The organism is Pseudomonas sp. M20 (assembly GCF_045037865.1).
Classification (GTDB): domain Bacteria; phylum Pseudomonadota; class Gammaproteobacteria; order Pseudomonadales; family Pseudomonadaceae; genus Aquipseudomonas.
Genome location: NZ_CP173611.1, coordinates 5857493 through 5882050, shown reverse-complemented (window position 1 = coordinate 5882050; position 24558 = coordinate 5857493). Strand labels below are relative to the sequence as shown.

The window sequence follows — 24558 nt, the reverse complement described above, 5'->3', positions numbered from 1 at the left end:
ACACCCACCTCAGGCGAACTCGCACGTCACGCTGGCTTCGCCGTCGAGCGTGGCATGCACACGCTTGAGGCTTTCGCCGGTGGCCATGGCGTCGAGCAAACGATCCGCCACCAGCGGCAGCACGTGCTGATCGAGCAGATGGTCGATCAGGCGCGCACCGCTGTCGCTTTGCGTGCAACGCTCGGACAGGTGATCGACGAGGTTCTGGCACCAGCTGAAATCCAGCTGACGACGGTTGAGGCGCTCGCCGAGACGACCGAGTTTGATCTCGATCAGCTCGCGCAATACCGGGCCGCCGACCGGGTAGTACGGCACGACTTTCATCCGCGCCAGCAGCGCCGGTTTGAAGTGCTTGCTCAGCACCGGGCGAATGGTTTCTTCGAGGACTTCGGCAGTCGGCCGTGCGCCGTTCTCGCAGAGGTCGCTGATCTTGTCGCTACCGAGGTTCGAGGTCATCAGGATCAACGTGTTGCGGAAGTCGATCTCGCGACCCTCGCCGTCGTTGGCCACGCCTTTGTCGAAGATTTGGTAGAACAGGTTGAGCACGTCCGGGTCAGCCTTTTCGACTTCATCGAGCAGCACTACCGAGTACGGTTTCTGGCGCACGGCTTCGGTGAGCATGCCACCCTCGCCATAACCGACGTAGCCCGGTGGCGCACCGATCAGACGGGAGACGGTGTGCTTCTCCTGGAATTCGGACATGTTGATGGTGGTGATGAAACGATCACCGCCGTACAGCAAGTCAGCCAGGGCCAGGGCAGTTTCGGTTTTACCGACGCCGCTCGGGCCGACCAGCAGGAACACGCCGACCGGTGCGTCAGGCTTGTTCAGGCCGGCAGCGGTGGCGCGCATCGAGCGATCCAGTGCGTGCACGGCTTGTTCCTGACCACGGATGCGCGTGCGCAGGTCGGTGGCGAAGCTGGCGACTTTGGCGTTGTGTTCGCGGGCCAGTTGCGCCAACGGCACGCCGGTCCAGGCGCTGATCACTTCGGCGACCAGACGCGGGCACACCTCGAAGCTGACCAGACGCTCTTTGACTTGAGCGGCAGTCAGGGCGCTGTGGGTTTCGTTGAGTTGGGCTTCCAGCGCTTCGACGCTTTGGCCTTCTTCGACTTCAGCAGCGATGGTTTCGATCACGGTGCCTTCGGCGTCTTCTTCAACGTTGACGGTCGGCTCGACAGCAGCGGCTTCGCGGGCCTTGGCCAGTTGCTGACGCAGTTCCAGTAGGCGCTCAGCGAGTTGCTTCTGCTCAGTCCACAGGGTTTCCAGCGCGACCATTTCGCTTTCGGCTTCGTCGAGACGCGCTTCCAGTGCGTCCAGCGCTTCGTGGTCGATCAGCAGACCGGCCTCGGCATCGCGGCGCAGGGCCTGACGCTGGCGGCCACCTTCAGCCAGTTCGCCACGCAGGCGCTCAAGACTTTCCGGGGCGGCGGCGAGGCTGATGCGTACGCGGGCGCAAGCGGTGTCGAGAACGTCGACGGCTTTGTCCGGCAGTTGTCGACCGGCCAGATAACGCGCGGACAATTCCGCCGCCGAAACTACCGCGTCATCGCGCAGGTAGATGCCGTGGCTTTTCTCGTAAACCTGGGCCAGACCACGGAGGATGGTCACCGCTTCGCTGACGGTCGGTTCGTGCAGTTGCACCGGCTGGAAACGACGGGCCAGGGCCGGGTCTTTCTCGAAGTATTTCTTGTACTCGGCCCAGGTGGTCGCGGCGATGGTGCGCAGTTCGCCACGGGCCAGCGCTGGCTTCAGCAGGTTGGCCGCATCGGAACCGCCAGCATTGCCGCCCGCGCCGATCAGGGTGTGAGCTTCGTCGATGAACAGAATGATCGGTTTCGGCGAGGCTTTGACTTCGTCGATCACGCCTTTGAGGCGACGCTCGAACTCACCTTTGACGCTGGCGCCAGCCTGCAACAGGCCCATGTCCAGCGACAGCAGCTCAACGCCTTTGAGCACTTGCGGCACTTCACCGGCGGCGATGCGTGAAGCCAGGCCTTCGACGATGGCGGTCTTGCCGACACCGGCCTCACCGACGACGATCGGGTTGTTCTTGCGGCGACGGGCGAGGATGTCGACCATCTGACGGATCGCACCGTCACGGCACAGCACCGGGTCGAGTTTGCCGTCGCGGGCCTGTTGGGTCAGGTTGTGGGTGAAACGCTGCAACAGCGATTCGCCCTGCGCCGCCGGTTTGCCGTTGGCCGCCGGTTGCTCTTTTTGCGACAGGGCAAATTCCTTCAGGCGATCGATGTTCAGCTTGGCGAGCAGCGGCTGATAACGGCTGCCGGCGTAGCGCATCGGGTTGCGCAGCAAAGCGAGGATCAACGCGGCGTCTTCAACCTGGGTCTGGCCCAGCTCGAGGTTGGCCACCAGCAAAGCGTCTTGCAGCCACTGCACCAGTTCCGGGGCGAACACCGGATTACGCGAAGCGCTGTGCTCGACGCGCGATTGCAGCGCGGCGCTGAGTTCGCCGGCGTTGACGTCTGCATCCTGCAGTGCGCGCGACAACAAGCCGTTCGGACGCTCGAGCAGACCGAGCATCAAATCTTCGACGAGGATCTTGCTGCCGCCACGGGCCACGCAACGCTCGGCCGAACGCTCCAGATCACGACGGGTTTCGGCGTCCAGCGCCTGGATGAGTTGTTGCAGGTCTACGTTGATCATGGCTCACGTCCTTAATGAATTTTGCTGCCCAGGGTCACCACGCCGTCCGCTTTTTCGCGGCCCAGCCAACTGGTCCAACCGAGGCGACAGGCGTTCTGCTCACCGATGCGCAGTTCGCGGATTTCTTCCTGGCGCAACACCAGGCGGATGTCGTAATCGAGCGGGTCACGCAAGGTGAACCGCACCAGCGCGCAGAGCGGCTGGTAACCGAAACCGATCGGCAGGAATTCATGGAATCGCTGCCAATCGAGTTCGGTGATGTGAATGCGGAATTTGCCGCTGCGGTCGCGCACGTGTTCACCGAGCACAAGGTCTTCACCGAGCAGGCTGTTGGCACGACCCAAACGATTGCGCTGCTCTTCGAGAATTTCTACGCGGCGCTCGATGCACTGCTCGATGACCAGGTCTTCGTGCTTGAAGTAGTAACGCAGCACGGCTTCGATCAGCGCCGCCGAGTGCGCGCGCAAGCTGAGCAGGCCGAGGTACGGCAGCAGGCGCTTCCAGTTGAGTTCCTTGGCCTTGCGGATCTCGTCGCCGCCGAGACCGATCAGCGCAAACAGCTGCGCCGAAAACGGGTCGAGCGCGCCGCTCTGGAAACTTGCGCGATAGCGATACTTGCGCCAGATCGGCAGCATCAGCCGTTGCAGGCGATGGTGGAACAGGTCGAGGAAGTTGCGCGTCGGGTTGCCGTCCTCGCTGTCGCCCAAGGCTTGTTCGCCGTAGAACGCCGGCAACGGCGAGCCCGAGCCGACCAGGCCGATCAGGTTGAAACGCACGCGCGCGCGCATCTGCCCATGCTCTTCGAAGAACTCGACGCGATCGACGTCGCTGCGCGGAAAGCCCAGGCTCGGGTTGGCCTGGAACTCCACATGGTCGTACAGATCGTCTTCGCTCAGGTGCGGGTGTGCCTCGCGCAGCCGGTCGATCACCAGCAGCACGGCCTGAAACAGCGAGTACTCGCGTATTACCTTGGTCAGCCCGCTTAAAGCAGGGGCTGCAGGCCCATACGTGGTGTCCATTGGTACACCTCTCCCTGTGTGCTTTTTACGCGCAGCTCATGGAATGAATTGAGACTGGCGTAAAGCGCGAAAAACTCGTTAAGAACCGAAGCGAAAACGAACAGGTCGCCTTCGCCGATATACCCTTCCGGGTCGATGGTCAGTTCGGTGCGCAAACCGCGCACCGGCAACCCACGGTGCAAGCGGTCAACGTGGTGATGCTTGATGTGCTTGAGGCCGCCGAGCAGGCGTTTGCTGACCTTCTCCGCGTGCTGGTCGTAGTAGCGCGGCAGGTCGTAGGTTTCGAGAATCACCTTCAACGCATTGACGTCGGCCAGCGACAGATAGTTAAGCGACATGTTGCTGATCAGCTTCCACAGGAAGTCACGGTTCAGCGGTGGCGCGAAACTGGAAGTGGCCGGGGTGATGTTGCGGAAACTGAGGAACTCCGGCGTCTCTTCGCAGGCCATGCAGATGTCGCCAAGCTTGAGCTTGCGCGGCAGGTTCTGGTTGGTGCAGATCAGCTCGATCGACAGGGTTTCGTGGGCTTCGGTGTGGCGGATGCCGAAGCTCAGATAGGTGTCGAGACCGTCGTGCAGCAAGGACGAACGCTGGCGGATGCTGTAATGCGGACGGCTGTTGGGCACGTCGAAACTCGGGTCGTGTTCGAAGGATTCGAACGGCACGTATTCCTGATAACCGAGACCGCCGGGCTTCCAGCCGGTCACGGTTTCCACCGAGAACACGCCGCAGTTTTCCAGATCGTATTCCGCTGGGAGCAACAGGTATTCATCCTGTTTGCCGTCGAGGCGAATCGGCAAAGCATCGTGGGCGAACAGGTTGGCAATCGGCGTGCAGAACAGCTTCACATTATCCAGCGTCGGTCGCATGCGCATGATGCCGCTCTTGCGAATGTCGAAGCGCAACTCCAGGCCACGCATCTGCTTGAGGGTGTCTTCCGGCAGCGCGTTGATAATGTCCAGACCGTTGACGTCGACGAACAGAAACTTGTCCTGGAAGGCGAAGTATTCCTGCAGGTAGCGATAGCCACGGAAGGTGTTCAGCGGATACGGGATCAGCGCTTCTTCTTCGGCAAAGCCCACCGGTTTGACTCGATCACCGGGAATCTTGAACGCCATCGGCTTGCCGCTGACGCCATCGATCGGTTTGCCGGCACCGTCGAGCGGGATCAGTTCGATGCCTTCGAGGTTGCGCAGCAGGCTCAGGTAGAGCATCTGGCTGATATAGCGCTCGCCGGCAAAGTGCAGACGCAGTTTGCTCAGTTCCAGCTCACCGAGGTGGCCGTCGGCGCTCATTTCCAGACGCAGGCTGAGCAGCGAGCCGTCGCCCTTCACCGAGTAGTTCAGTGCGGCCAGATCGAGGGGCAACACTTCGGTCGGATAGCAAGTGCGGAAGCGGCAACGCACGTCTTCGATCGGCTTGCTTTCAACCGGCGTATCACGCTCGACGCGCAACGCCGGCCCGGAACGCTTGAGCGGATCGAACTGCAAAATGCTGAACGCCGGCAGCGGGCGCATGTAGTTCGGCCAGAGCAATTGCATCAACGAATGGCTGAGTTCCGGCAGCTCGTCATCGAGCTTCTGGCGCAGCCGCCCAGTCAGAAACGCAAAGCCTTCGAGCAACCGCTCCACGTCCGGATCCCGCCCTGCCTGGCCCAGATACGGCGCCAACGCCGGACTACGCTCGGCGAAACGGCGACCGAGTTGGCGCAGTGCGGTGAGTTCGCTTTGGTAGTAGTGGTTAAAGGACACGGGTTATCTGCCTGGTAGTGGAACTTATGGAAATACCAACCTGATGATTACGCTCGATACCTGACCTGATCATTGGATGGCACTCTCAGGCTGGCTCGGCTGGATGCGCCCGACCTTGTTTCGCGATGCCCAACGCAACTCGACAACTTGAGAAGCGAGGATTGCCAGCAACGTGACGCAACCTTGAGCCACACCATAAAACAAGGCTCTCAGTGGGTTGTCGGGTAGCATCCAAAGCAGGATGAAGCCCACCATAAGGCTCAGGATCACCAGCTTGGCGACAAGATTCGGGATCAGCGCAGCTATCAAATTGACACCAAGAAAAATGTAAAACAGCGCGTAGCTGGCCATACCGATGGCAACTCCACGGGTGGTGAACCCGCCGTTCAGATGCTTGTAGGCATGTACGACTGCATTATTCAAAAACACGTAGGCCACACACCCCACGGCATGGAAAAACAAGCAACTGGCAAGACGGGTGTAGTTGCTCATGCTGGTCCCAGATTTCCGTACCACGATCCAAAGCCATGAATAGCTACAACAGCGGCCAAAACCGAAAGCGTTAGGGCACGGTGAAGGCGTGAGCGTCGAGCCGCGCGATGCGAAGCTGTCAGTAGCAATACCAAACTCAATACCGCCAGACAGCCAAACAGGTCACTGTCAGCAACGCCGGCCAGATACCCCTGTAAACTCATTGCATCCATGCTTACCGTTCTCCTACTTTCTCAGTTGACGAGGCCAACCTATTTTTGAAATCAGGCATTAACGACACTCTGAAACTATCCAACTTTCCCAGCCTTCAGAGCCTGGATAAACAATCATCTCTCCACGAAACTCAGGGGCAATACCGGGACTGCCCTCGTCCCGCCAGAGATACCATTCTGATGTTTTTAGCAGATCATCATTTTTTGTATAAACACGATAAAAATACGGACTGCTGAAATACTTGAAAACACGCCCGACCACTACGCCCAAAAAATTGTAATTGGGCACATAGGTTGCGATATAGCAACTACCAGATTCATTCCAGTCAACGTACAGAGGCTTCGCGGCCTTCGAGCTAAGCACCTTCAAGCTCAAAAGAATCAAAACCGGCACAAGCGCGCACAGTGAAAGAATCAAGACCCAATTTTTAGGTGAAGCTTTCATGGCATCGCCTTTGGCTTGATCGATCGTTGCGAAAATTCGGCAAAGTCTGCAGCGGTGAAACGATGATGAATTGATACGGGGATTTTCTTGACCGTAGAGTACACAAACAAATCACCACCCTTTCCAAAACTATTGCGGTAACTGTTGTAGCTATCGTTGGTCACCTTGAAATAAAGCTGCCCCTCAACTTCGTATGTTTTTGGCGAAGTTAAATATGCATAAACGCTAGGCCTGACAACACCGTCGTGATTCCAGTATCCGAGCAACTGATCGTCACCATCTTCATTCAAAAACTCATAGGTATCACGTACATAACACCCAATCTCTTCAATCGTTAATGTAGCAGGCATTTTTTTCGTCTTGGGAGTTGTACTGAATTTCGTGACTGCAAACTTAACCACGAATCCACCCAAAGTACCGTACACGTCATCAAGTGGATTATTCTTCTTTTCCGAAGTGGTAATCCCTATCGATCGAAAATTATATTGGGTAGCAGTCTCCAGCATTCTTGCGCTCAAGGCACTGTAGTCATGAGCGCCCCTTACGAGATCCTGGCCAGTTTCATCAAGAACTCCGAGTGTTCTCATGCAAGTCATAAATTGCAAAAGTCCCGGTGCTAACTGCGTTAGTCCTCGCTGACGACCGATAAACTCATTGTATTGACTGGGGCTTGTGGCCTTCGCAAGAAGCTCCTTGATGGTTTCACCTGTGTGGGGCGAGGAGGAGGTGAGCCATTCAAAATCCAAATCATCAAACAGCTTTTCTGCGGTGATCTTGTCAACAGCGAGACGCCCCCGTTTCTCGCTTGGGGACATCTCAAAAGGCGCACCGTCGAACCAGCGCTGCATGAGTCGAGCACTTTCCTTCCAGCCCATTTTCCTCATCACACCCGGAATATCTGTGATCTGGAAGCTATCGACAGCCGCCTCCGCAGGCTTCTTGTCAGAGGAAGGGGTGAGCTGAGCTGTTACAGGAGTGGGTGCCGGCATGTGATAGTCCCTTAAGCAATCACGAGCGAAGACTGTTCTTCGACGATAAGCGTGACACTTTCAGCAAGGTGAGAAGCGATAGGCTTCGTTCGGCCTTGCGCATCAGTAACGCCCTTGACCTCCTTACCGGAGGCTGTACGCAATGTGTATGACCGGTCAGCAACCGGTGCTCCATTCCTAGGATTACGAACAACAAAGTGCTGGCTGAACGGCCACTGAATCTCCACCGGCAACGGCGGCACAAACGGCGCCGGCGAATGCGAATTGCCGATAATCACCGTTCCGGAACCTGCCGTAACCTTGTTGCCATGCGTACCTTCAGAATCGACGGTGACAGCAGATTTACCGTTGATTTTTACCGTCGTGGCAAGGCCCCCGACCATCGCACCACCACACGCAGAGGCATCGCCTTCACGGGCGGCCGCGAGGCCGTCGAAGAACACGTCGCCGGAACCGGCGGCGATCGGGTTGGTACCGTGGCCTGGAAGTGGGCAAGCGGTGGGGTCGGATACGCGTGCTGCAGGTTTGCCAGACATCGGGGTTCTCCTTAGGTGACCTTCACTTGTCCGCTGCCATCCAGGCGCGCGGAAAAACTGACCTGACGCTTGAACCCTTCTACTTCCAGCAGGCCTTCGATGCTGAAGGCGAGGCGAAGCTGATCGTGGTCACGCGGCAGGGAAATGACACGCACATTGCTCAGGCGCGGCTCGTAGGCTTCGATGAAGTTTTCGATGGCCAGACGGGCCTGACTCAGGGAGTCGTGCAGGCTCAGACGCATGTCATTGAGATCGGGCAACCCGTAGTCGGCCAGCGTTTGCACGCTGCCGGCCCGGGTGCTGAGCATTTTGGCCAGATGGGCAGCCACTGACGCCATGGCACAAGCCTCAAGGCTGTTGCCCTTGCGTAGTTGCGCGTCGCCGTTGAGGCGTTCGAACAGGCTGCCGTATCCGTCCATGAGTCGCTCTTACTCTTTGTCCAGCTTGCCAACCAGCGACAGGGTGAAATCGGCACCCATGTACTTGAAGTGCGGACGCACGTTCAAGCTCACGCGGTACCAGCCCGGCTCGCCTTCAACGTCGCTGACGATCACTTGCGCAGCGCGCAGCGGACGACGGCCACGGACTTCGGCGCTCGGGTTTTCCTGGTCGGCAACGTACTGACGGATCCACTTGTTCAGTTCCAGCTCGAGATCGGTACGCTCTTTCCACGAACCGAGTTGCTCGCGCTGCAGCACTTTCAAGTAGTGAGCCAGGCGGTTGACGATCATCATGTACGGCAGTTGGGTGCCGAGCTTGTAGTTCAGCTCTGCAGCCTTGCCTTCTGCGCTGATGCCGAAGAACTTCGGCTTCTGCACCGAGCTGGCGGAGAAGAACGCCGCGTTGTCGGAGCCTTTACGCATGGTCAGGGAGATGAAGCCTTCCTCGGCCAGTTCGTATTCACGACGGTCGGAAACCAGAACCTCAGTAGGGATCTTGGTTTCGATTTCGCCCATGCTTTCGAAATGGTGCAGAGGCAGGTCTTCAACCGCGCCACCGCTCTGTGGGCCGATGATGTTCGGGCACCAGCGGAATTTGGCGAAGCTGTCGGTCAGCTTGGTGCCGAACGCGTAAGCGGTGTTGCCCCACAGGTAGTGCTCGTGGCTGTTGGCAACGGTTTCCTTGTACACGAACGATTTGACCGGGTTTTCTTCCGGATCGTACGGGTTACGCAGCAGGAAACGCGGCACGGTCAGACCAACGTAGCGGGAGTCTTCCGAGGTACGGAAGCTCTGCCATTTGGCGAATTGCGGGCCTTCGAAGTGGTCTTTCAGATCTTTCAGATCTGGCAGGCCGGTGAAGCTTTCCAGGCCGAAGAATTTCGGGCCGGCAGCAGCGATGAACGGCGCGTGCGACATGCACGAAACGCTGGCCACGTACTGCATCAGCTTGACGTCTGGCGAGCTTGGCGACATGTAGTAGTTAGCGATGATCGCGCCCACAGGCTGACCACCGAACTGGCCGTATTCAGCGGTGTAGATGTGCTTGTACAGGCCCGACTGCATGACTTCTGGCGAATCTTCGAAATCGTCCAGCAGGTCTTCTTTGGAGACGTTGAGGATTTCGATCTTGATGTTTTCGCGGAAGTTGGTGCGGTCGACCAGCAACTGCAGACCACGCCACGACGATTCCAGAGCCTGGAAATCCGGGTGGTGCAGGATTTCGTCCATCTGACGGCTGAGCTTGGCATCGATCTCGGCGATCATGCGGTCAACCATGGCCTTCTTGACCGGCTCACCGTTGTTCTGCGGCTTGAGCAGTTCTTCGATGAACGCCGACACGCCACGCTTGGCGATGTCGTAGGCTTCGTCGTCCGGAGTCAGACGGGTTTCGGCGATGATGCTGTCGAGAATGCTGTACTCGCCGTTGCCGGCGCTCTTCTCTTGTGCTGCGCTAGTGCTCATTGTGTTGGCTTCCTTGGCTGGAGTCTCAGGCGTCCGGGGCTGCGGCGTTCAGGCCCAGCTCACCGAGTACGCGACCGCGGGATTCGTCGTCGGCGAGCACGCCTTCGATCGCTTTACGGAACGCAGGTGCGTTACCCAGCGGGCCTTTGAGGGCCACCAGCGCATCGCGCAGTTCCATCAGTTTTTTCAGCTCAGGCACTTGCTCGACCAGGCTGGCCGGGTTGAAGTCCTTCATCGAATTGACGCGCAGTTGCACAGCCAGCTCGTCGGCCTCGCCATCTTCCTGCAGACGGTTCGGCACGCTCAGCGTCAGACCCAGTTCTTGCTTGGCCAACACTTCGTCGAAGGTCATCTTGTCGATGCTGATCGGCTTGCGATCTTCGATTTTGCGATCGTCCTTGCGGTGGGTGTAGTCACCGATTGCCAGCAGCTTCAGCGGCAGTTCAATCTCTTCCTGAGCACCGCCGGTGGCGGGTTTGAAGGTGACGTTGATGCGTTCCTTGGGGGCTACCGAGCCTTCTTTGGCCATGGCTTTTCTCCTTGCGGTTGTGGCCCTGGGGCCTATTCGAGTACCACTTCGAGGTCGAGGTGGCACAGCCTGCGATAAATCTCTTCCTTGCGTTCACGTACGGCATGGTTCTGCGGCAATAACTCGCAGCAGCTATGCAGTAGATGCAGCACTTCCAATGCAAGATCGGGCTCCCAGGCGTGCAGGCCTGAGTCCTGTAATGTCTGATCGAGGGTTTCCAGCTGGTTCTTGGCCAGTTCGTATTTCTTGGCCATGAAGCACAGGCGTGCGAGGGCGAACTGCCAGAAGAAGCGTTCGCGCCCACCGTGAGCGGATTGCAAACCCTGCTTGAGCGTCTGCACGGCAGGCTTCAGGCCTTCCTTGCGCAGCAGCGGCAGGACTTCTTCGAGGGCCTTTTCCCAAGCCGGCTGGGTTTCGACGTTTTCGCTTTCGACCTTGCGCGGCGCGCTGGCGCTTTGCAGGTGCGGCATGACGTTGGCGGCGATCCACGCGCGGGTGGACGGATCGGCAAACGGCGCGCCGTCATGGAAACGCAACTCGACAATGCCGGGCAGCCGTTGAACCAAAAGCGCGAAGTGGATTTCCACTTCGCGCATTGCCAACTCGGCGTTGAGGTTCTGGAGACATTCCCAGACCATCCTCTGGCCATCGAACCAGAACGGCGCCTTCGCCAGGCTCGCCTCCAGTTCCACCAGCAGATCAGCGTATTTGCCCTGATCGAAACGGTCCTGATAGAGCTTGAGTTTTTCCAGCGGCAGACCGCGCAATACGGTGATCTGCTCGGCGTTGCGCTCCGGCACCGCGTCGATGGTCATCCACAACAGCGTGCGATTGAGGCGCAGGGCGCGCAGGTCGGTGGCTTTCTGCTTGAGCCACCAGGCGCACAGCGGACGCGCGCTTTCCTGTTGGGCGCGCAGGGCTTTGTGCGCGTCTCGTTCGTTATCGATCGGTGCGCCAGGGGTGAGCAACTGGCTCGCGGCCTGCTTGACCTGCGCCACTGCCGCACCCACAACGCCGGGGGCCGGTTGGTTGTCGGCCGCGCGCTGGATCATGGTTTTCAGGCGACGGGAAATCGGCAGCAACAGCGGCGAGTCATCACCCAAGTGCTCAGCACAAGCCGCTTCGAGACCGGACAGGTGCTCGGACAGCTGCCGGAACATCGGCAACTGCTCTTTGATCGCAATGTTTTCGGTGATGACCTGCTCGAGACGCGGCACCAGCCAGCCGATGGCGGCGGCACGGGTGCGGGGTTTGAGCGGGTGAACGTCGGCCCAGTTGTTTTCCGACAGATGGTGCAGCAACCCGAGCCCGGCCAGCAGCCCGGGGAAGGATTCGCGCTGGTACAGCGACCAGGTCAGCCAGGCGCCGACACGCAAATCCTTGGATTGGGTACGCAGCAGATTTTCGCTGTTTTCGCGAATTTTCAGCCAGTCGATCTGCCCGCTTTCGTGCATCGAAGAGGCTTTGGCCAGCTCGCTTTCCAGCGCCTCGAATTCGCTCGAAAAACGAACGTCTTCGCCCGCGAAATTCTCTTTGGAAACAGAGACTTTAGCGAGTTCGAGGTAATGGGCGGAAAGTTTGCTTGAGTAGGACATCCATGGCCTTTATTAAGGATTACAGTCAGGCGCCTATTGGAGTAACCGTGGCGCGGGACAGTATCGAAGAGCGGTGGTGCGACTCATCCAATTGAGATGTGCTCTTTCAAGTGGGCGCATCGTAATCACTATGATGGCCACTAGCAAGCATCTGATTAAACAACAAGACGAAGTGTTCTTTGTTTGTTGTAGGAGGTTTCCCTATATTCAGTCAGGGAATCCCCGATGCTCTGTTTATATTCGCATACCCGTACAAAACACCGGGAAAGCTTGATTTAGAGCGATCGTTCCAACTGCCATCGATCACCGGAAACCGGGGCAGGCGAGAAAGACGCGGAGCATGACGGGTTTTGAAAAAATCGGATGTAGGATGATTCCGAAAGACTTCAGTGTTGTTTCAACAAATCACAGCGAGACAACCAACAACTCAGAAAGTGCCATCAATATGATGGCTTTTATATATAGAGTATTGATTTAACTGTGTGAGGCTGATCGATAGCCAACAAACGCAATCAGTCAGTCGGCCTTTATTAAGGCTTCACGCCAGAATAAATCGGCAGGCATAAAAAATGGGCACCCGACCGCAATCGGTGTGCCCATTTTTTTCTGCGGTTCTCCCCGTTATTCGAGGAGTTCGCCGCAATTAAGGATTGACGCTGTCTTTCAACGATTTGCCTGGCTTGAACGCCACGGTGTTGCTGGCCTTGATTTTGACCGGTTCGCCGGTCTGCGGGTTTTTGCCGGTGCGGGCGCCGCGGTGGCGCTGCAGGAAGGTGCCGAAGCCGACCAGCGTCACGCTGTCCTTGCGGTGCAGAGCGCCGGTGATTTCTTCGAGAACGGCGTTGAGTACGCGGTTGGCCTGCTCTTTGGTCAGATCTGCTTTTTCAGCGATTGCAGCGGCGAGTTCTGGTTTACGCATTAGTGAAGCCCCTTTGACGGTTTTTTGTTGTTATGTCCGTGCTGTTCTCGTTGGAACAGCGCCCAAGGCGCCGCAGGCTCTACTCTGCGGCAGACGGGAGTGAGAATGGCACGCGGATACCGGCGGCGCCAGTCTCCCCGCGACCTTTGTCGGGGCAAAAGCGGGGTGATTCCGACAGAACGACCGGTATTTACGCCAGCAGCGCCGGAAGCTGTTTGTTCAGGGCGAGTTTTTCCATGACTGCCGCGCCTGTCAGCGTGTAACCAAGCAATTGACCGTCTGCGCTGTGGCACAAGGCTTTGATGTCGGCGCCCTGCCCTTCAACCGTCCAGACGCCTTCGCTGCCCCGTGGCGGCGGCGAAACCACCAGTGGGCACACCGGGGTTTTAACGGTGATCGGCATCGGGCCGTAGCTCACCGCGGTCGGGTTTCCGGCGAGGGTTTGTGCCAGTGCTCGCGCACAACTCATGAGGGGCATCACGTACAGCAGATTCAGCCCATCGACTTCGGCACAATCGCCCAAGGCGTAGATGTTGGCGTGGGAGGTTTTCAGATGGCGATCCACCACGACGCCGCGGTTGACCTGTACGCCAGCGGCCGCCGCCAGATCGATACGCGGGCGCAAGCCGATGGCCGAAACCACCACGTCGCAAGGAATGACCTGGCCGTCGGACAGATGCGCTTCGAGGCCGTCGGCAACTCTCTGCAATCGGGTCAGCACCGGACCGAGGTGGAATTTCGCACCGAGGCTTTCCAGCCCGGCCTGCACCGCTGCCGCAGCGGCCGGGTGCAGCAGCATCGGCATGACTTGTTCGCACGGCGCCACCAGTTGCACTTCGTAGCCGCCAAGAATCAGGTCATTGGCAAACTCGCAGCCAATCAGGCCAGCACCGAGCAGCAGCACCCGACGCTTGCCCGCCGCAGCGGCGCGGAAACGTGCGTAGTCTTCAAGATCATTGATCGGGAACACCAGATCGGCGCCATCGCCTTCGATGGGCACACGCACGGTTTCTGCGCCCCAGGCGAGGATCAGGTCGCGGTAGTACACCGCCTCCTCGCCAATCCACAAGCGCTTGTGGCCGGCGTCGATGCCGCTGATGCGCGTATGAGTGCGCACCTCGGCCTTCAACTGCTCGGCCATCGCGCCCGGTTCGGCCATGCTCAGGCCGTCGGCGTCTTTGTTCTTGCCGAAACCGGTGGAGAGCATCGGCTTGGAGTAAGAGCGGCCGTCATCGGCGGTAATCAGCAGCAGCGGGGTTTCGCTGTCGAGTTTGCGAAACTCCCGGGCCAGGTTGTAGCCCGCAAGGCCAGTGCCAATGATGACGACAGGTGCGCTCATGCCTTACTCCTTGATTGTGTTTAGTTGATTTCGATCATTTCGAAGTCGATTTTGCCGACACCGCAGTCCGGGCACAGCCAGTCTTCCGGTACGTCTTGCCACAGGGTGCCCGGCGCAATGCCGTCATCCGGCCAGCCGTCGGCTTCGTTGTAGATCAGGCCACAGACGATGCATTGCCACTTTTTCATTCAGGTACTTCCTCAGGGTTCAGGCTTAGTGCCGGCGCGGACGGTCGATGGAGTTGCGCTGCCATCCGGCTCAGGGCGTTTTGTACTGATGGTGCCGGGCAGATGCAAGTCTGTTCGGCGCAATGGCGCCCCGGGCCAATCAATATCGCAGCTCGCCATGGTAAGCTCGCCGCCTCATTTGCGGCCAATAATGACTCATTGTGCAACATTCAAATGCCTGCCCGACCCCGCTCTGGCTGACCCAAAGCCGACTGACGCCCCTCCCCGATTCGGTGACCCTCGACTGGTTGTTCGACGAAGGCTCCCTCACCCGCCGCCTGACCCGGCTGTCCAATAACGGCTTCAGCGTCACACCACTGTTTGAAGGCTGGGACACCCTGCGCGCTGACGAATGCGCTGCGCTGGATCTGGCCGAGGGCAGCGAAGGCTGGGTGCGCGAGGTGTATTTGCGTGGCCACGGCGAGGCTTGGGTGTTTGCCCGCAGCGTCGCTTCGCGCGCCGCCTTGCAGGGCGACGGTTTGCACATGGACGAACTGGGCAGCCGCTCGCTGGGCGAATTGCTGTTTTGCGATCAGGCGTTCCAGCGCCGCGCCCTCGAAGTTTGCCACTACCCTGAACAATGGCTGCCTCAAGCGGCAAAAACGCCTGAGCTGTGGGGCCGGCGTTCGCGCTTTGATCGTGGCGCGCTGAGCGTCCTGGTCGCGGAAATCTTCCTGCCGAGCCTGTGGACCGCCGCCCGCGCCCATCCGGAGAACATCTGATGTATCAGAGCCTGCTCAAGTCGCTGAATCGATTGAACCCGCGCGCCTGGGATTTCATTCAGTTAACCCGGATGGACAAGCCGATCGGCATTTACCTGCTGCTGTGGCCGACCCTGTGGGCACTGTGGATTGCCGGCAAAGGCTCGCCGTCGCTGGCCAACATCGTGATTTTCGTCCTCGGCGTGATCTTGACCCGCGCCGGTGGCTGCGTGATCAACGACTGGGCCGATCGCAAGGTCGACGGCCACGTCAAACGCACCGCACAACGACCATTGGCGGCTGGCAGAATCAGTTCGAAAGAAGCGCTGGTGTTCTTCGCCCTGTTGATGGGCGTGAGTTTTCTGCTGGTGCTGTGCACCAATGCGCCGACGATCTGGCTGTCGCTCGGTGGTCTGGCGTTGGCGTTCACTTATCCGTTCATGAAGCGCTACACCTATTACCCGCAAGTGGTGCTGGGCGCGGCATTCTCGTGGGGGATGCCGATGGCGTTCACTGCCGAGACCGGTGAGTTGCCGGCGGCAGCGTGGCTGCTATGGATCGCCAACCTGCTTTGGACGGTGGGTTACGACACCTATTACGCGATGACCGACCGCGATGACGACTTGAAGATTGGCGTGAAGTCGACGGCGATTCTGTTTGGCGAGGCGGATCGGGTGATCATCCTCAGTTTGCAGGCGCTGTCGCTGGGCTGCCTGTTGCTGGCGGGATCGAAGTTCGAGCTGGGCGTCTGGTTCCATCTCGGCTTGCTGGTGGCTGCCGGGTGTTATGCGTGGGAGTTCTGGTACACGCGGGATCGCGACCGGATGCGCTGCTTCAAAGCGTTTTTGCACAACCACTGGGCCGGATTGGCGATTTTCGTCGGGATCGTGCTGGATTACGCACTGCGCTAAACACAAATCAATGTAGGAGTGAGCCTGCTCGCGATAGCGGTGTATCAGTTAACGAAAATGTCGACTGATAAACCGCTATCGCGAGCAGGCTCACTCCTACAGGGGCAGCGTTTACTTGGCCTTGGCGACTTTCCACGCGCCGTCCATTTTGCCGTCACCGGTCATGTCGCCGGCTTTCTTGTCCATCACGAAGGTGTACAGCGGCATGCCCTGGTAAGCCCACTGCTTGCTGCCATCATCGCGAGTGATCACGGTCCAGTCACCCATCGACTTGTCACCCGCTGTCGCCATCAACGGCGGCCAGTTGGTTGCGCATTTGTCGTTGCACATGGACTTGCCGCCCGAGTCCTTGGCGAAGGTGTACAGGGTCATGCCCTTGTGATCGGTGTACATGCCGTCCTTCTCCATCGCCGGATCCGCGGCCAGCGCAAATCCAGGCAGAGTCAGGGCGGCAGCCATCAGCAGTGCTTTAAAAGAAACAGTCATTTGAGTCATGGAAACCTTCTTTTGTGGTTGTCAGGATTCGGACTTAGAGCTTAGTTCAGGATTTGCACAATCGCCGTCGGACTAAAATACTGTCACACGACTGCAATAATTCCGTTATCTAATGCGGCGCAAGACAGTTAAATGACAAGAGGATTAAGGCATGGTTGGCAGGAGCATTCTGATCGTCGACGACGAAGCGCCCATTCGCGAAATGATCGCCGTTGCGTTGGAAATGGCCGGCTATGACTGCCTCGAGGCAGAGAACTCGCAGCAGGCCCACGCCATCATCGTCGACCGCAAGCCGGACCTGATCCTGCTCGACTGGATGCTGCCCGGCACCTCCGGTATCGAACTGGCCCGTCGCCTGAAGCGCGATGAGCTGACCGGGGACATCCCGATCATCATGCTCACCGCCAAGGGCGAAGAGGACAACAAGATCCAGGGGCTTGAAGTCGGCGCCGACGACTACATCACCAAACCGTTTTCCCCGCGCGAACTGGTTGCCCGCCTGAAAGCCGTGCTGCGTCGCGCCGGCCCGACCGACGGCGAAGCACCGATCGAAGTCGGCGGCCTGCTGCTCGACCCGATCAGCCACCGCGTGACCATCGACGGCAAACCCGCCGAGATGGGCCCGACCGAATACCGTCTGCTGCAATTCTTCATGACCCACCAGGAACGCGCCTACACCCGTGGCCAGTTGCTGGATCAGGTCTGGGGCGGCAACGTCTACGTTGAAGAACGCACCGTCGACGTGCACATCCGCCGCCTGCGCAAGGCCCTCGGCGACGCTTACGAAAATCTGGTACAAACCGTGCGCGGCACCGGCTACCGGTTTTCCACAAAAGCATAAAAAAACAGCTGCAAGCTTCTAGCTACAAGCGGCAAGCAACAGCGAGCCGCTCTGACTTGTAGCTTGCAGCTTGAAACTTGAAGCTGCGGCTAAGGACGCCCCCGTGAATCAAAACTGGCATGGCACCCTGATTCGCCACATGCTGTTGCTGGTCACAGCGTGTCTGGTGATCGGCCTGATCACCGGCTATTACGGCTGGAGCCTCGCGGCGGGTCTGGGTATTTATCTGGGCTGGACGCTCAAGCAGTTGCTGCGTCTGCACGAGTGGCTGCGCCAGCACCAACCCGACGAAGCACCGCCGGACGGCTATGGCCTGTGGGGTGAAGTGTTCGACAGCATCTACCACCTGCAACGCCGCGACCAACGCGTACGCGGGCGCCTGCAAGCGGTGATCGACCGTGTGCAGGAATCCACCGCTGCGCTGAAAGACGCGGTAATCATGCTCGACAGCGACGGCAACCTGGAATGGTGGAACCGTGCTGCCGAAACCCTGCTCGGCCTCAAGACTCCGCAGGACAGCGGCCAACCGGTGACCAACCTGGTGCGCCATCCGCGCTTCAAGGAATATTTCGAGCAGGACAGTTACGCCGAGCCACTGGAAATCCCCTCGCCAACCAATGATCGCGTGCGCATTCAGTTGTATCTGACCCGCTACGGCAACAATGAACACTTGATGCTGGTGCGCGACGTCACACGCATCCATCAGCTGGAACAGATGCGCAAAGACTTCATCGCCAACGTCTCTCACGAATTGCGCACGCCGCTGACGGTGATCTGCGGCTATCTGGAAACCCTGCTCGACAACGTCGAGGAAGTGAATCCACGCTGGAGCCGCGCCCTGCAGCAAATGCAACAACAGGGCGGGCGCATGCAGACACTGCTCAACGATTTGTTGCTGCTGGCGAAACTCGAAGCCACCGATTACCCGTCGGACAACCAGCCGGTGCAAGTCGACACCCTGCTGCAATCGATCAAGAGCGATGCGCAGCAATTGTCCGGCTCAAAGAACCAGCGCATAACGCTGGAAGCCGATGCCGGCCTGTTGCTCAAGGGCAGCGAGGCGGAATTGCGCAGTGCGTTTTCCAATCTGGTGTTCAACGCGGTGAAGTACACCCCGGCCGAGGGCAACATCCGCATTCGCTGGTGGGGCGACGATCAGGGCGCGCACCTCAGCGTGCAGGATTCCGGGATCGGCATCGACAGCAAACACTTGCCGCGCCTGACCGAACGCTTCTACCGCGTCGACTCCAGCCGCAACTCCAACACCGGGGGCACCGGGCTCGGCCTGGCCATCGTCAAGCACGTGCTGCTGCGCCACCGCGCACGCATGGAGATCAGCAGCGTGCCCGGTCACGGCAGCACGTTCACCTGCCATTTCGCCCCGGCGCAAGTGGCCCAGGCGCGGGCGATCAGCGCCGCTGAGTAATGTCGCACTAGGCAATCGCCAGGTCAGCCGCTACATTGGCTGACTTGTGCCTGCCTTTCAGGCGCGACTTTTCTCTCTTTTGAATCACACGGAACCCGCAAAACTCCATCATGGACCCTTCCCCTGGCTTGTCCCTCGCAACAATATTCGCCGATTTCGGCATGATCCTTTTTGCTCTGATCCTGGTTTTGCTCAACGGCTTTTTCGTTGCGGCGGAATTCGCCATGGTCAAACTGCGCTCGACCCGGGTCGAGGCCATCGCTGATCAGAACGGCTGGCGCGGGCACATCCTGCGCACCGTACACAGTCAGCTCGATGCGTACCTCTCGGCGTGCCAGCTCGGTATCACTCTCGCCTCGCTTGGCCTCGGCTGGGTCGGTGAGCCGGCCTTTGCGCACATTCTCGAACCGCTGCTGAGCGCGGTCGGCGTGCAGTCGCCGGAGATCGTCAAAGGCGTATCGTTCTTCACCGCGTTCTTCATCATTTCGTACCTGCACATTGTGGTCGGTGAACTGGCCCCGAAATCCTGGGCGATCCGCAAACCCGAGCTGCTGTCGCTGTGGACGGCGGTGCCGCTGTACCTGTTCTACTGGGCGATGTACCCGGCGATCTATCTGCTCAACGCCAGCGCCAACGCGATTCTGCGGATCGCCGGCCAGGGCGAACCCGGCCCGCATCACGAACACCATTACAGCCGCGAAGAACTGAAACTGATCCTGCATTCCAGTCGCGGCCAGGATCCAAGTGATCAGGGCATGCGTGTATTGGCGTCGGCGGTGGAAATGGGCGAGCTGGAAGTGGTCGACTGGGCCAACTCCCGCGAAGACTTGATCACCCTGGAATTCAATGCGCCGCTGAAAGAAATCCTGGCGATGTTCCGTCGCCACAAGTTCAGCCGTTATCCGGTGTACGACAGCGAGCGCCAGGAGTTCGTCGGCCTGCTGCACATCAAGGATCTGCTGTTGGAGCTGGCGGCGCTGGACCACATTCCCGAGTCGTTCAACCTCGCTGAACTGACCCGTCCACTGGAGCGGGTGTCGCGCCACATGCCGCTGTCGCAGCTGCTGGAGCAGTTCCGCAAGGGTGGCTCGCACTTCGCCGTGGTCGAGGAGGCTGACGGCAACATCATCGGCTACCTGACCATGGAAGACGTGCTGGAAGTGCTGGTTGGCGATATTCAGGACGAACACCGCAAGGCTGAGCGCGGGATTCTCGCCTATCAGCCGGGCAAGTTGCTGGTGCGTGGCGACACGCCGCTGTTCAAGGTGGAACGTCTGTTGGGCATCGACCTTGATCACATCGAAGCGGAAACCCTCGCCGGGCTGGTCTATGAAACCCTGAAACGGGTGCCGGAAGAGGAAGAAGTGCTGGAAGTCGAAGGCCTGCGGATCATCATCAAGAAGATGAAAGGGCCGAAGATTGTGCTGGCGAAGGTGTTGATGCTGGATTGATGGCTGTGCGGGCGGCCGCATGACCTGTTAAAAGATCGCAGCCTTCGGCAGCTCCTACAGGGATCACATTTCCATGTAGGAGCTGCCGCAGGCTGCGATCTTTTGCTTTATTGCTTGCCCAACGCAAAGTTGGGCAACGCCCCCAGCGGCTGATTGAACTGATACGGAATCGACACCAGCCCGTCTCCGGTATTGCGCTGCACCACAAAGTGCAGGTGCGGACCGCTGCTGTTGCCGGTGTTGCCTGACAGCGCCAACGGACTGCCCACCGTCACCCTTTGCCCCTCGCGCACGCTCACCGAACCTTGTTTGAGGTGCAGGTACACGCCCATCGTGCCGTCGTCGTGCAGCACCCGCACGAAATTACCGGACGCATCATTACCGCGCCCGCTCTGTGCGTTCTCGGTTTTAACCACCACCCCCGCACGCGCGGCAATGATCGGCGTGCCGACCGGCATGGCGATGTCCATCGCGTACTTGTTCTTCGGCCCGTAGTGGCTGTATTGGCCGTTGGCGCCCTGACTCAGGCGAAACGGCCCACCGCGCCATGGCAGCGGATAACGATAGCCCTGTGCGGTTCCAGCGGGGTCACCGAGGGAATAGTGAAATTGCGGCGTGTACACCAGCGGCTGCTTGCCGGAAACCGCCGTCAGCAATGCCAACCGCGTATTGCTGCGCGCCGGCAGCACCCGGCGGATGGTTTGTGCCGGCGCTCCGCGCACATTGCTCATCCCGGTAAACGCCAGCGCCACCTCGACCGGCGCATACAGATCGTTGCGTACGAAGACCACGTCGGCGCCCTTCTGTTTTTTGATGTCGAGGTACACCTGACGCTCCAGGCGCTCGACCATGCGGTCCTGAAAGACGAACACCTGCGCGCCTTTGCTCGGCCGGTCGCTGTAGGAGACCACGCCGTTGGCATCGGTGGATTTGTAAATGGTCATGGCCACAGCCGAGGTGGAGGCCATGAAGAGACCACAGAAAAACAGCAGGCGCGCGAGCATGGGCAAGAGTCTGTCGAAAGGAAGGCCTGGAAATGAGCCTAGCAGGTGAAGCAGACCAGGCTAGTCGACAGATGTTTCAAATTGGCCAGTCTGGGAGATTGGTGGTGCAAGTGATGGCCCCTTCGCGAGCAGGCTCGCTCCCACATTTGGAATGCATTCCAAGGTGGGAGCGAGCCTGCTCGCGAAGACTGACTGTCAGACGACGAAGATCACGCGCCCGGAACGAAGTGCTTCTGCGCCGTGCCGCGCGCGATCAGGCGGGAGATGTAGTCGAGCTTCTGCGCATCCTGATCGACGAAACGGAAGGTCAGTTGCAGCCATTCGCTGTCCGGTTTCTGCTCAAACGCGACAACCGCGTGCAGATAGCCGTTGAGGCGGGCGATTTCGGCGTTGTCGCCCTGCTCCAGATCGAGCACGGCGCTGTCGAGGATCTGCGGCAGGGTGTCGGTGCGTTTCACCACCAGCAACGCTTCCTTGATGCTCAGGGCCTTGATCACGCATTGCTGAGTACCGCTTGGCAGGCGCAATTGGCCCTGACCACGACCGCTGGCCGGAGCCGACGCGGCGACTGGCGCCTTGACCGGTGGGCTGTTGAGCAAACCACGCGATGGCGCAGCGGCCGGTGCCGGCGCGGCAGCAACCGGTTTGGCAAACGGGTTGACCGCCGCTGCTGCCGGAGCACCGCCGACCACGGCAGGCTTGCCGCCGGTCAAGGCGCTCAGGGAATCGTTGCCGAACGCCGAGTTCATCTTGGTCGGTGCGCTGTTCATCAGGGTGTCGAGCTTGCCGACCTTGTTCAGCGCCTGTTTGACTTTGGTCAGCAGTTGCTCGTTGGTGAACGGCTTGCTGACGTAGCCGGAAACGCCGGCCTGAATCGCCTGCACGACGTTTTCCTTGTCGCCACGGCTGGTGACCATGACGAATGGCATGGTCTTGAGGTTGTCTTGCTCGCGGCACCAGGTCAGCAGTTCAAGGCCAGACATTTCCGGCATTTCCCAGTCGCACAGGACCAGGTCGAACGCCTCTCTGGCCAGCATGGCCTGAGCCTTTTTACCGTTGACGGCGTCCTCGGTGCGGATCCCCGGGAAGTAATTACGCAGGCACTTTTTCACCAGGTCACGAATGAACGAAGCATCGTCCACGACCAACACACTGATCTTGCTCATCCAACACCCCTATTAAAATCCCGGCAAGCATAACGCTGGCTGATGGCACATTGCCAAAACTCTTCAGTCACGCCGGGACTTTTCGTTCGCGGGTGCTGCTTTTTAATCGAATCTGCCCATGAAAAGCACAAACAAAAACGCCCGGCCAAAGGGCCGGGCGCTTTTCTCAGGCAATCTTACTTATCGTCAGCATCGCCCGGAACATTAGCGGTTTCGCCGCTTGTGCCTTCAACTTCTTCTTTCATGCGCTTGAGGCCCATGTGGCGCACGTCGGTGCCACGCACCAGGTAAATGACCAATTCGGAGATGTTGCGCGCGTGGTCGCCGATGCGTTCCAGCGAACGCAGCACCCAGATGATGCTCAAGACCCGCGAGATAGAGCGCGGGTCTTCCATCATGTAGGTGGCCAGCTCACGCAGCGCGGTCTTGTATTCGCGGTCGATGATCTTGTCGTACTGCGCCACCGACAACGCCAGGTCGGCGTCGAAACGGGCAAACGCGTCCAGCGCATCACGAACCATGTTGCGCACCTGGTCGCCAATGTGACGAACCTCGACATAACCGCGCGGCGCTTCACCTTCTTCGCACAGCTGAATCGCACGACGGGCGATCTTGGTCGCTTCGTCACCGATGCGCTCCAGGTCGATCACCGACTTGGAGATGCTGATGATCAAACGCAGGTCGGACGCCGCCGGCTGACGACGGGCGAGAATGCGCAGGCATTCTTCGTCGATGTTGCGTTCCATCTGGTTGATCTGGTCATCGATCTCGCGCACCTGCTGAGCCAGGCCGGAATCGGCCTCGATCAGCGCGGTCACCGCGTCATTGACCTGTTTCTCGACCAGCCCGCCCATGGCCAGGAGGTGGCTGCGCACTTCCTCGAGCTCAGCATTGAACTGCGCAGAGATGTGATGGGTCAGGCCTTCCTTAGAAATCATTGTGTTCGCTCCGCAAAAGCTTTAACCAAGAGCTGCAAGCTACAAGCTGCAAGCTGAAATTTGTCGTTACGCTGAACCGCTTTGACTTGCCGCTCGCAGCTTGAAGCTCGCGGCTGTACGGTTAACCGTATCGACCGGTGATGTAGTCTTCGGTCTGCTTCTTCGCCGGATTGGTGAACAGGGTATCGGTGTCGCCGAATTCCACCAGTTTGCCCATGTACATGAACGCCGTGTAGTCGGACACCCGCGCGGCCTGTTGCATGTTGTGCGTGACGATGACGATGGTGAACTTGGATTTAAGCTCGTAGATCAGCTCTTCGACTTTCAGCGTCGAGATCGGGTCGAGGGCCGAGCACGGTTCGTCGAGCAGCAGCACTTCCGGCTCAACCGCGATGGTACGGGCGATGACCAGACGCTGTTGCTGACCACCGGACAGGCCAAGTGCCGATTCATGCAGACGGTCTTTGACTTCGTCCCACAGTGCCGCACCTTTCAACGCCCATTCTACCGCCTCGTCGAGAATGCGCTTCTTGTTGATGCCCTGGATGCGCAGGCCGTACACCACGTTTTCGTAAATGGTCTTCGGGAACGGGTTGGGCTTCTGGAACACCATGCCGACGCGACGACGCAGCTCGGCAACGTCTTCGCCCTTGCGATAGATGTTGTTGCCGTACAGGTTGATCGCGCCTTCTACGCGGCAGCCGTCAACCAGATCGTTCATGCGGTTGAAGGTGCGCAGCAGCGTCGACTTACCGCAGCCGGACGGGCCGATGAAGGCGGTCACGCGCTGTTTCGGGATGTTCATGCTGACGTCGAACAGCGCTTGTTTCTCGCCGTAGTACAGGCTCAGGCCCGGTACTTCGATGGCAACGGTTTCCTGTTCGAGACTGAGGCTCTGCTTGTCGCGGCCCAGGGCCGACATGTTGATGCCGTGGGTGTGTGTTTCGTGCTGCATGGGAGGCTCCCTGTGCTAACAAATTCGGTTCGTTGAACCACTGGCC

General features: G+C 59.1%; 24 protein-coding genes. 5 read left to right on the top strand and 19 right to left on the bottom strand.

The features are described from left to right. Positions 1–9: 9 nt before the first annotated feature. The 14 genes from tssH to ACI514_RS25965 form a co-directional block, all read right to left on the bottom strand. Positions 10–2667, bottom strand: coding sequence for a type VI secretion system ATPase TssH (tssH, locus tag ACI514_RS26030; protein WP_405122640.1), 2658 nt, complete (start codon positions 2665–2667; stop codon positions 10–12). 11 nt (positions 2668–2678) lie between these two features. Then, positions 2679–3686, bottom strand: a complete 1008-nt coding sequence (gene tssG / locus ACI514_RS26025) for a type VI secretion system baseplate subunit TssG (RefSeq protein WP_160059950.1) — start codon at positions 3684–3686, stop codon at positions 2679–2681. Next, positions 3650–5437 carry a type VI secretion system baseplate subunit TssF gene (gene tssF, locus ACI514_RS26020; protein ID WP_160059951.1) on the bottom strand — a complete coding sequence of 596 codons (1788 nt, stop codon included), beginning with the start codon at positions 5435–5437 and terminating at the stop codon, positions 3650–3652. The genes tssG and tssF overlap by 37 nt, the downstream gene beginning before the upstream one ends. Positions 5438–5506: 69 nt before the next feature. After that, entirely contained in the window at positions 5507–5929 is a 423-nt protein-coding gene (locus ACI514_RS26015; RefSeq protein WP_160059952.1) for a hypothetical protein, read from the bottom strand. A 270-nt stretch (positions 5930–6199) separates the two neighbouring features. Next, positions 6200–6586, bottom strand: a complete 387-nt coding sequence (locus ACI514_RS26010) for a hypothetical protein (RefSeq protein ID WP_146011287.1) — start codon at positions 6584–6586, stop codon at positions 6200–6202. Then, positions 6583–7575, bottom strand: coding sequence for a DUF6402 family protein (locus ACI514_RS26005; RefSeq protein ID WP_102356311.1), 993 nt, complete (start codon positions 7573–7575; stop codon positions 6583–6585). The genes ACI514_RS26010 and ACI514_RS26005 overlap by 4 nt, the downstream gene beginning before the upstream one ends. An 11-nt stretch (positions 7576–7586) precedes the next feature. Further along, the gene (locus ACI514_RS26000) at positions 7587–8111 is read right to left on the bottom strand and encodes a PAAR domain-containing protein (protein ID WP_160059953.1); all 525 of its coding nucleotides are present in this window, start codon (positions 8109–8111) and stop codon (positions 7587–7589) included. 11 nt (positions 8112–8122) lie between these two features. Further along, positions 8123–8530 (bottom strand): type VI secretion system baseplate subunit TssE, encoded by a 408-nt coding sequence (gene tssE, locus ACI514_RS25995; RefSeq protein WP_007920274.1) that lies wholly within the window; start codon positions 8528–8530, stop codon positions 8123–8125. A gap of 9 nt (positions 8531–8539) precedes the next feature. Further along, positions 8540–10015, bottom strand: coding sequence for a type VI secretion system contractile sheath large subunit (gene tssC, locus ACI514_RS25990; protein WP_007920272.1), 1476 nt, complete (start codon positions 10013–10015; stop codon positions 8540–8542). A gap of 25 nt (positions 10016–10040) precedes the next feature. Next, positions 10041–10544, bottom strand: a complete 504-nt coding sequence (tssB, locus tag ACI514_RS25985; RefSeq protein WP_003229587.1) for a type VI secretion system contractile sheath small subunit — start codon at positions 10542–10544, stop codon at positions 10041–10043. Positions 10545–10576: 32 nt separating this feature from the next. Beyond that, positions 10577–12139 carry a type VI secretion system protein TssA gene (gene tssA, locus ACI514_RS25980; protein ID WP_007920270.1) on the bottom strand — a complete coding sequence of 521 codons (1563 nt, stop codon included), beginning with the start codon at positions 12137–12139 and terminating at the stop codon, positions 10577–10579. A gap of 643 nt (positions 12140–12782) precedes the next feature. Further along, a complete protein-coding gene (locus ACI514_RS25975) occupies positions 12783–13058 on the bottom strand; it encodes an HU family DNA-binding protein (RefSeq protein WP_003213368.1) in 276 nt (91 codons plus the stop codon). A 190-nt stretch (positions 13059–13248) separates the two neighbouring features. Further along, a complete protein-coding gene (locus ACI514_RS25970; RefSeq protein ID WP_160059954.1) occupies positions 13249–14397 on the bottom strand; it encodes an NAD(P)/FAD-dependent oxidoreductase in 1149 nt (382 codons plus the stop codon). A 20-nt stretch (positions 14398–14417) separates the two neighbouring features. Continuing rightward, positions 14418–14585: a rubredoxin gene (locus tag ACI514_RS25965; RefSeq protein ID WP_341522075.1), complete on the bottom strand. Its 168-nt coding sequence runs from the start codon at positions 14583–14585 to the stop codon at positions 14418–14420. A 200-nt stretch (positions 14586–14785) separates the two neighbouring features. Here ACI514_RS25965 and ACI514_RS25960 point away from each other — a divergent pair, with 200 nt between their 5' ends. After that, positions 14786–15346 (top strand): chorismate--pyruvate lyase family protein, encoded by a 561-nt coding sequence (locus ACI514_RS25960; protein ID WP_405122639.1) that lies wholly within the window; start codon positions 14786–14788, stop codon positions 15344–15346. Then, a complete protein-coding gene (gene ubiA / locus ACI514_RS25955) occupies positions 15346–16236 on the top strand; it encodes a 4-hydroxybenzoate octaprenyltransferase (RefSeq protein WP_405122638.1) in 891 nt (296 codons plus the stop codon). Before ACI514_RS25960 ends, ubiA begins: the two co-directional genes overlap by 1 nt. Positions 16237–16347: 111 nt before the next feature. Here the strand turns inward: ubiA and ACI514_RS25950 are convergent, their stop codons facing one another. Continuing rightward, positions 16348–16731 (bottom strand): hypothetical protein, encoded by a 384-nt coding sequence (locus ACI514_RS25950; RefSeq protein ID WP_095119768.1) that lies wholly within the window; start codon positions 16729–16731, stop codon positions 16348–16350. Positions 16732–16882: 151 nt separating this feature from the next. Between ACI514_RS25950 and phoB the strand changes: the two genes are divergently transcribed. The 3 genes from phoB to ACI514_RS25935 all read left to right on the top strand — a co-directional run bounded on the left by phoB (position 16883) and on the right by ACI514_RS25935 (position 20449). Continuing rightward, entirely contained in the window at positions 16883–17572 is a 690-nt protein-coding gene (gene phoB / locus ACI514_RS25945) for a phosphate regulon transcriptional regulator PhoB (protein WP_007896474.1), read from the top strand. A 139-nt stretch (positions 17573–17711) separates the two neighbouring features. Further along, positions 17712–18998 (top strand): phosphate regulon sensor histidine kinase PhoR, encoded by a 1287-nt coding sequence (phoR, locus tag ACI514_RS25940; protein ID WP_230669431.1) that lies wholly within the window; start codon positions 17712–17714, stop codon positions 18996–18998. Between the two features lie 110 nt (positions 18999–19108). Continuing rightward, the gene (locus tag ACI514_RS25935; RefSeq protein WP_007920256.1) at positions 19109–20449 is read left to right on the top strand and encodes a hemolysin family protein; all 1341 of its coding nucleotides are present in this window, start codon (positions 19109–19111) and stop codon (positions 20447–20449) included. 107 nt (positions 20450–20556) lie between these two features. On the opposite strand, the gene ACI514_RS25930 is transcribed toward ACI514_RS25935, so the two are convergent. From ACI514_RS25930 to pstB, 4 genes are all read right to left on the bottom strand, one after another. Continuing rightward, positions 20557–21453: a peptidoglycan DD-metalloendopeptidase family protein gene (locus ACI514_RS25930; protein WP_405122637.1), complete on the bottom strand. Its 897-nt coding sequence runs from the start codon at positions 21451–21453 to the stop codon at positions 20557–20559. Positions 21454–21662: 209 nt separating this feature from the next. Further along, positions 21663–22619: a response regulator gene (locus ACI514_RS25925; protein WP_141125955.1), complete on the bottom strand. Its 957-nt coding sequence runs from the start codon at positions 22617–22619 to the stop codon at positions 21663–21665. A gap of 176 nt (positions 22620–22795) precedes the next feature. Next, positions 22796–23557: a phosphate signaling complex protein PhoU gene (gene phoU, locus ACI514_RS25920; protein ID WP_007954334.1), complete on the bottom strand. Its 762-nt coding sequence runs from the start codon at positions 23555–23557 to the stop codon at positions 22796–22798. A gap of 121 nt (positions 23558–23678) precedes the next feature. Further along, positions 23679–24512 (bottom strand): phosphate ABC transporter ATP-binding protein PstB, encoded by an 834-nt coding sequence (pstB, locus tag ACI514_RS25915; RefSeq protein WP_016985765.1) that lies wholly within the window; start codon positions 24510–24512, stop codon positions 23679–23681. Positions 24513–24558: the final 46 nt, after the last annotated feature.

Coding starts and splice junctions, on each gene's coding strand:
- ACI514_RS25950 (WP_095119768.1), bottom strand. CDS start 16,731: ATGACTCAAATGACTGTTTCTTTTAAAGCACTGCTGATGGCTGCCGCC.
- tssG (WP_160059950.1), bottom strand. CDS start 3,686: ATGGACACCACGTATGGGCCTGCAGCCCCTGCTTTAAGCGGGCTGACC.
- ACI514_RS25935 (WP_007920256.1), top strand. CDS start 19,109: ATGGACCCTTCCCCTGGCTTGTCCCTCGCAACAATATTCGCCGATTTC.
- pstB (WP_016985765.1), bottom strand. CDS start 24,512: ATGCAGCACGAAACACACACCCACGGCATCAACATGTCGGCCCTGGGC.
- ACI514_RS25965 (WP_341522075.1), bottom strand. CDS start 14,585: ATGAAAAAGTGGCAATGCATCGTCTGTGGCCTGATCTACAACGAAGCC.
- tssH (WP_405122640.1), bottom strand. CDS start 2,667: ATGATCAACGTAGACCTGCAACAACTCATCCAGGCGCTGGACGCCGAA.
- phoB (WP_007896474.1), top strand. CDS start 16,883: ATGGTTGGCAGGAGCATTCTGATCGTCGACGACGAAGCGCCCATTCGC.
- tssC (WP_007920272.1), bottom strand. CDS start 10,015: ATGAGCACTAGCGCAGCACAAGAGAAGAGCGCCGGCAACGGCGAGTAC.
- ACI514_RS26010 (WP_146011287.1), bottom strand. CDS start 6,586: ATGAAAGCTTCACCTAAAAATTGGGTCTTGATTCTTTCACTGTGCGCG.
- phoU (WP_007954334.1), bottom strand. CDS start 23,557: ATGATTTCTAAGGAAGGCCTGACCCATCACATCTCTGCGCAGTTCAAT.
- ACI514_RS25970 (WP_160059954.1), bottom strand. CDS start 14,397: ATGAGCGCACCTGTCGTCATCATTGGCACTGGCCTTGCGGGCTACAAC.
- ACI514_RS25930 (WP_405122637.1), bottom strand. CDS start 21,453: ATGCTCGCGCGCCTGCTGTTTTTCTGTGGTCTCTTCATGGCCTCCACC.
- ACI514_RS26005 (WP_102356311.1), bottom strand. CDS start 7,575: ATGCCGGCACCCACTCCTGTAACAGCTCAGCTCACCCCTTCCTCTGAC.
- ACI514_RS25975 (WP_003213368.1), bottom strand. CDS start 13,058: ATGCGTAAACCAGAACTCGCCGCTGCAATCGCTGAAAAAGCAGATCTG.
- ubiA (WP_405122638.1), top strand. CDS start 15,346: ATGTATCAGAGCCTGCTCAAGTCGCTGAATCGATTGAACCCGCGCGCC.
- phoR (WP_230669431.1), top strand. CDS start 17,712: ATGCTGTTGCTGGTCACAGCGTGTCTGGTGATCGGCCTGATCACCGGC.
- tssA (WP_007920270.1), bottom strand. CDS start 12,139: ATGTCCTACTCAAGCAAACTTTCCGCCCATTACCTCGAACTCGCTAAA.
- ACI514_RS26015 (WP_160059952.1), bottom strand. CDS start 5,929: ATGAGCAACTACACCCGTCTTGCCAGTTGCTTGTTTTTCCATGCCGTG.
- tssB (WP_003229587.1), bottom strand. CDS start 10,544: ATGGCCAAAGAAGGCTCGGTAGCCCCCAAGGAACGCATCAACGTCACC.
- ACI514_RS26000 (WP_160059953.1), bottom strand. CDS start 8,111: ATGTCTGGCAAACCTGCAGCACGCGTATCCGACCCCACCGCTTGCCCA.
- ACI514_RS25925 (WP_141125955.1), bottom strand. CDS start 22,619: ATGAGCAAGATCAGTGTGTTGGTCGTGGACGATGCTTCGTTCATTCGT.
- tssE (WP_007920274.1), bottom strand. CDS start 8,530: ATGGACGGATACGGCAGCCTGTTCGAACGCCTCAACGGCGACGCGCAA.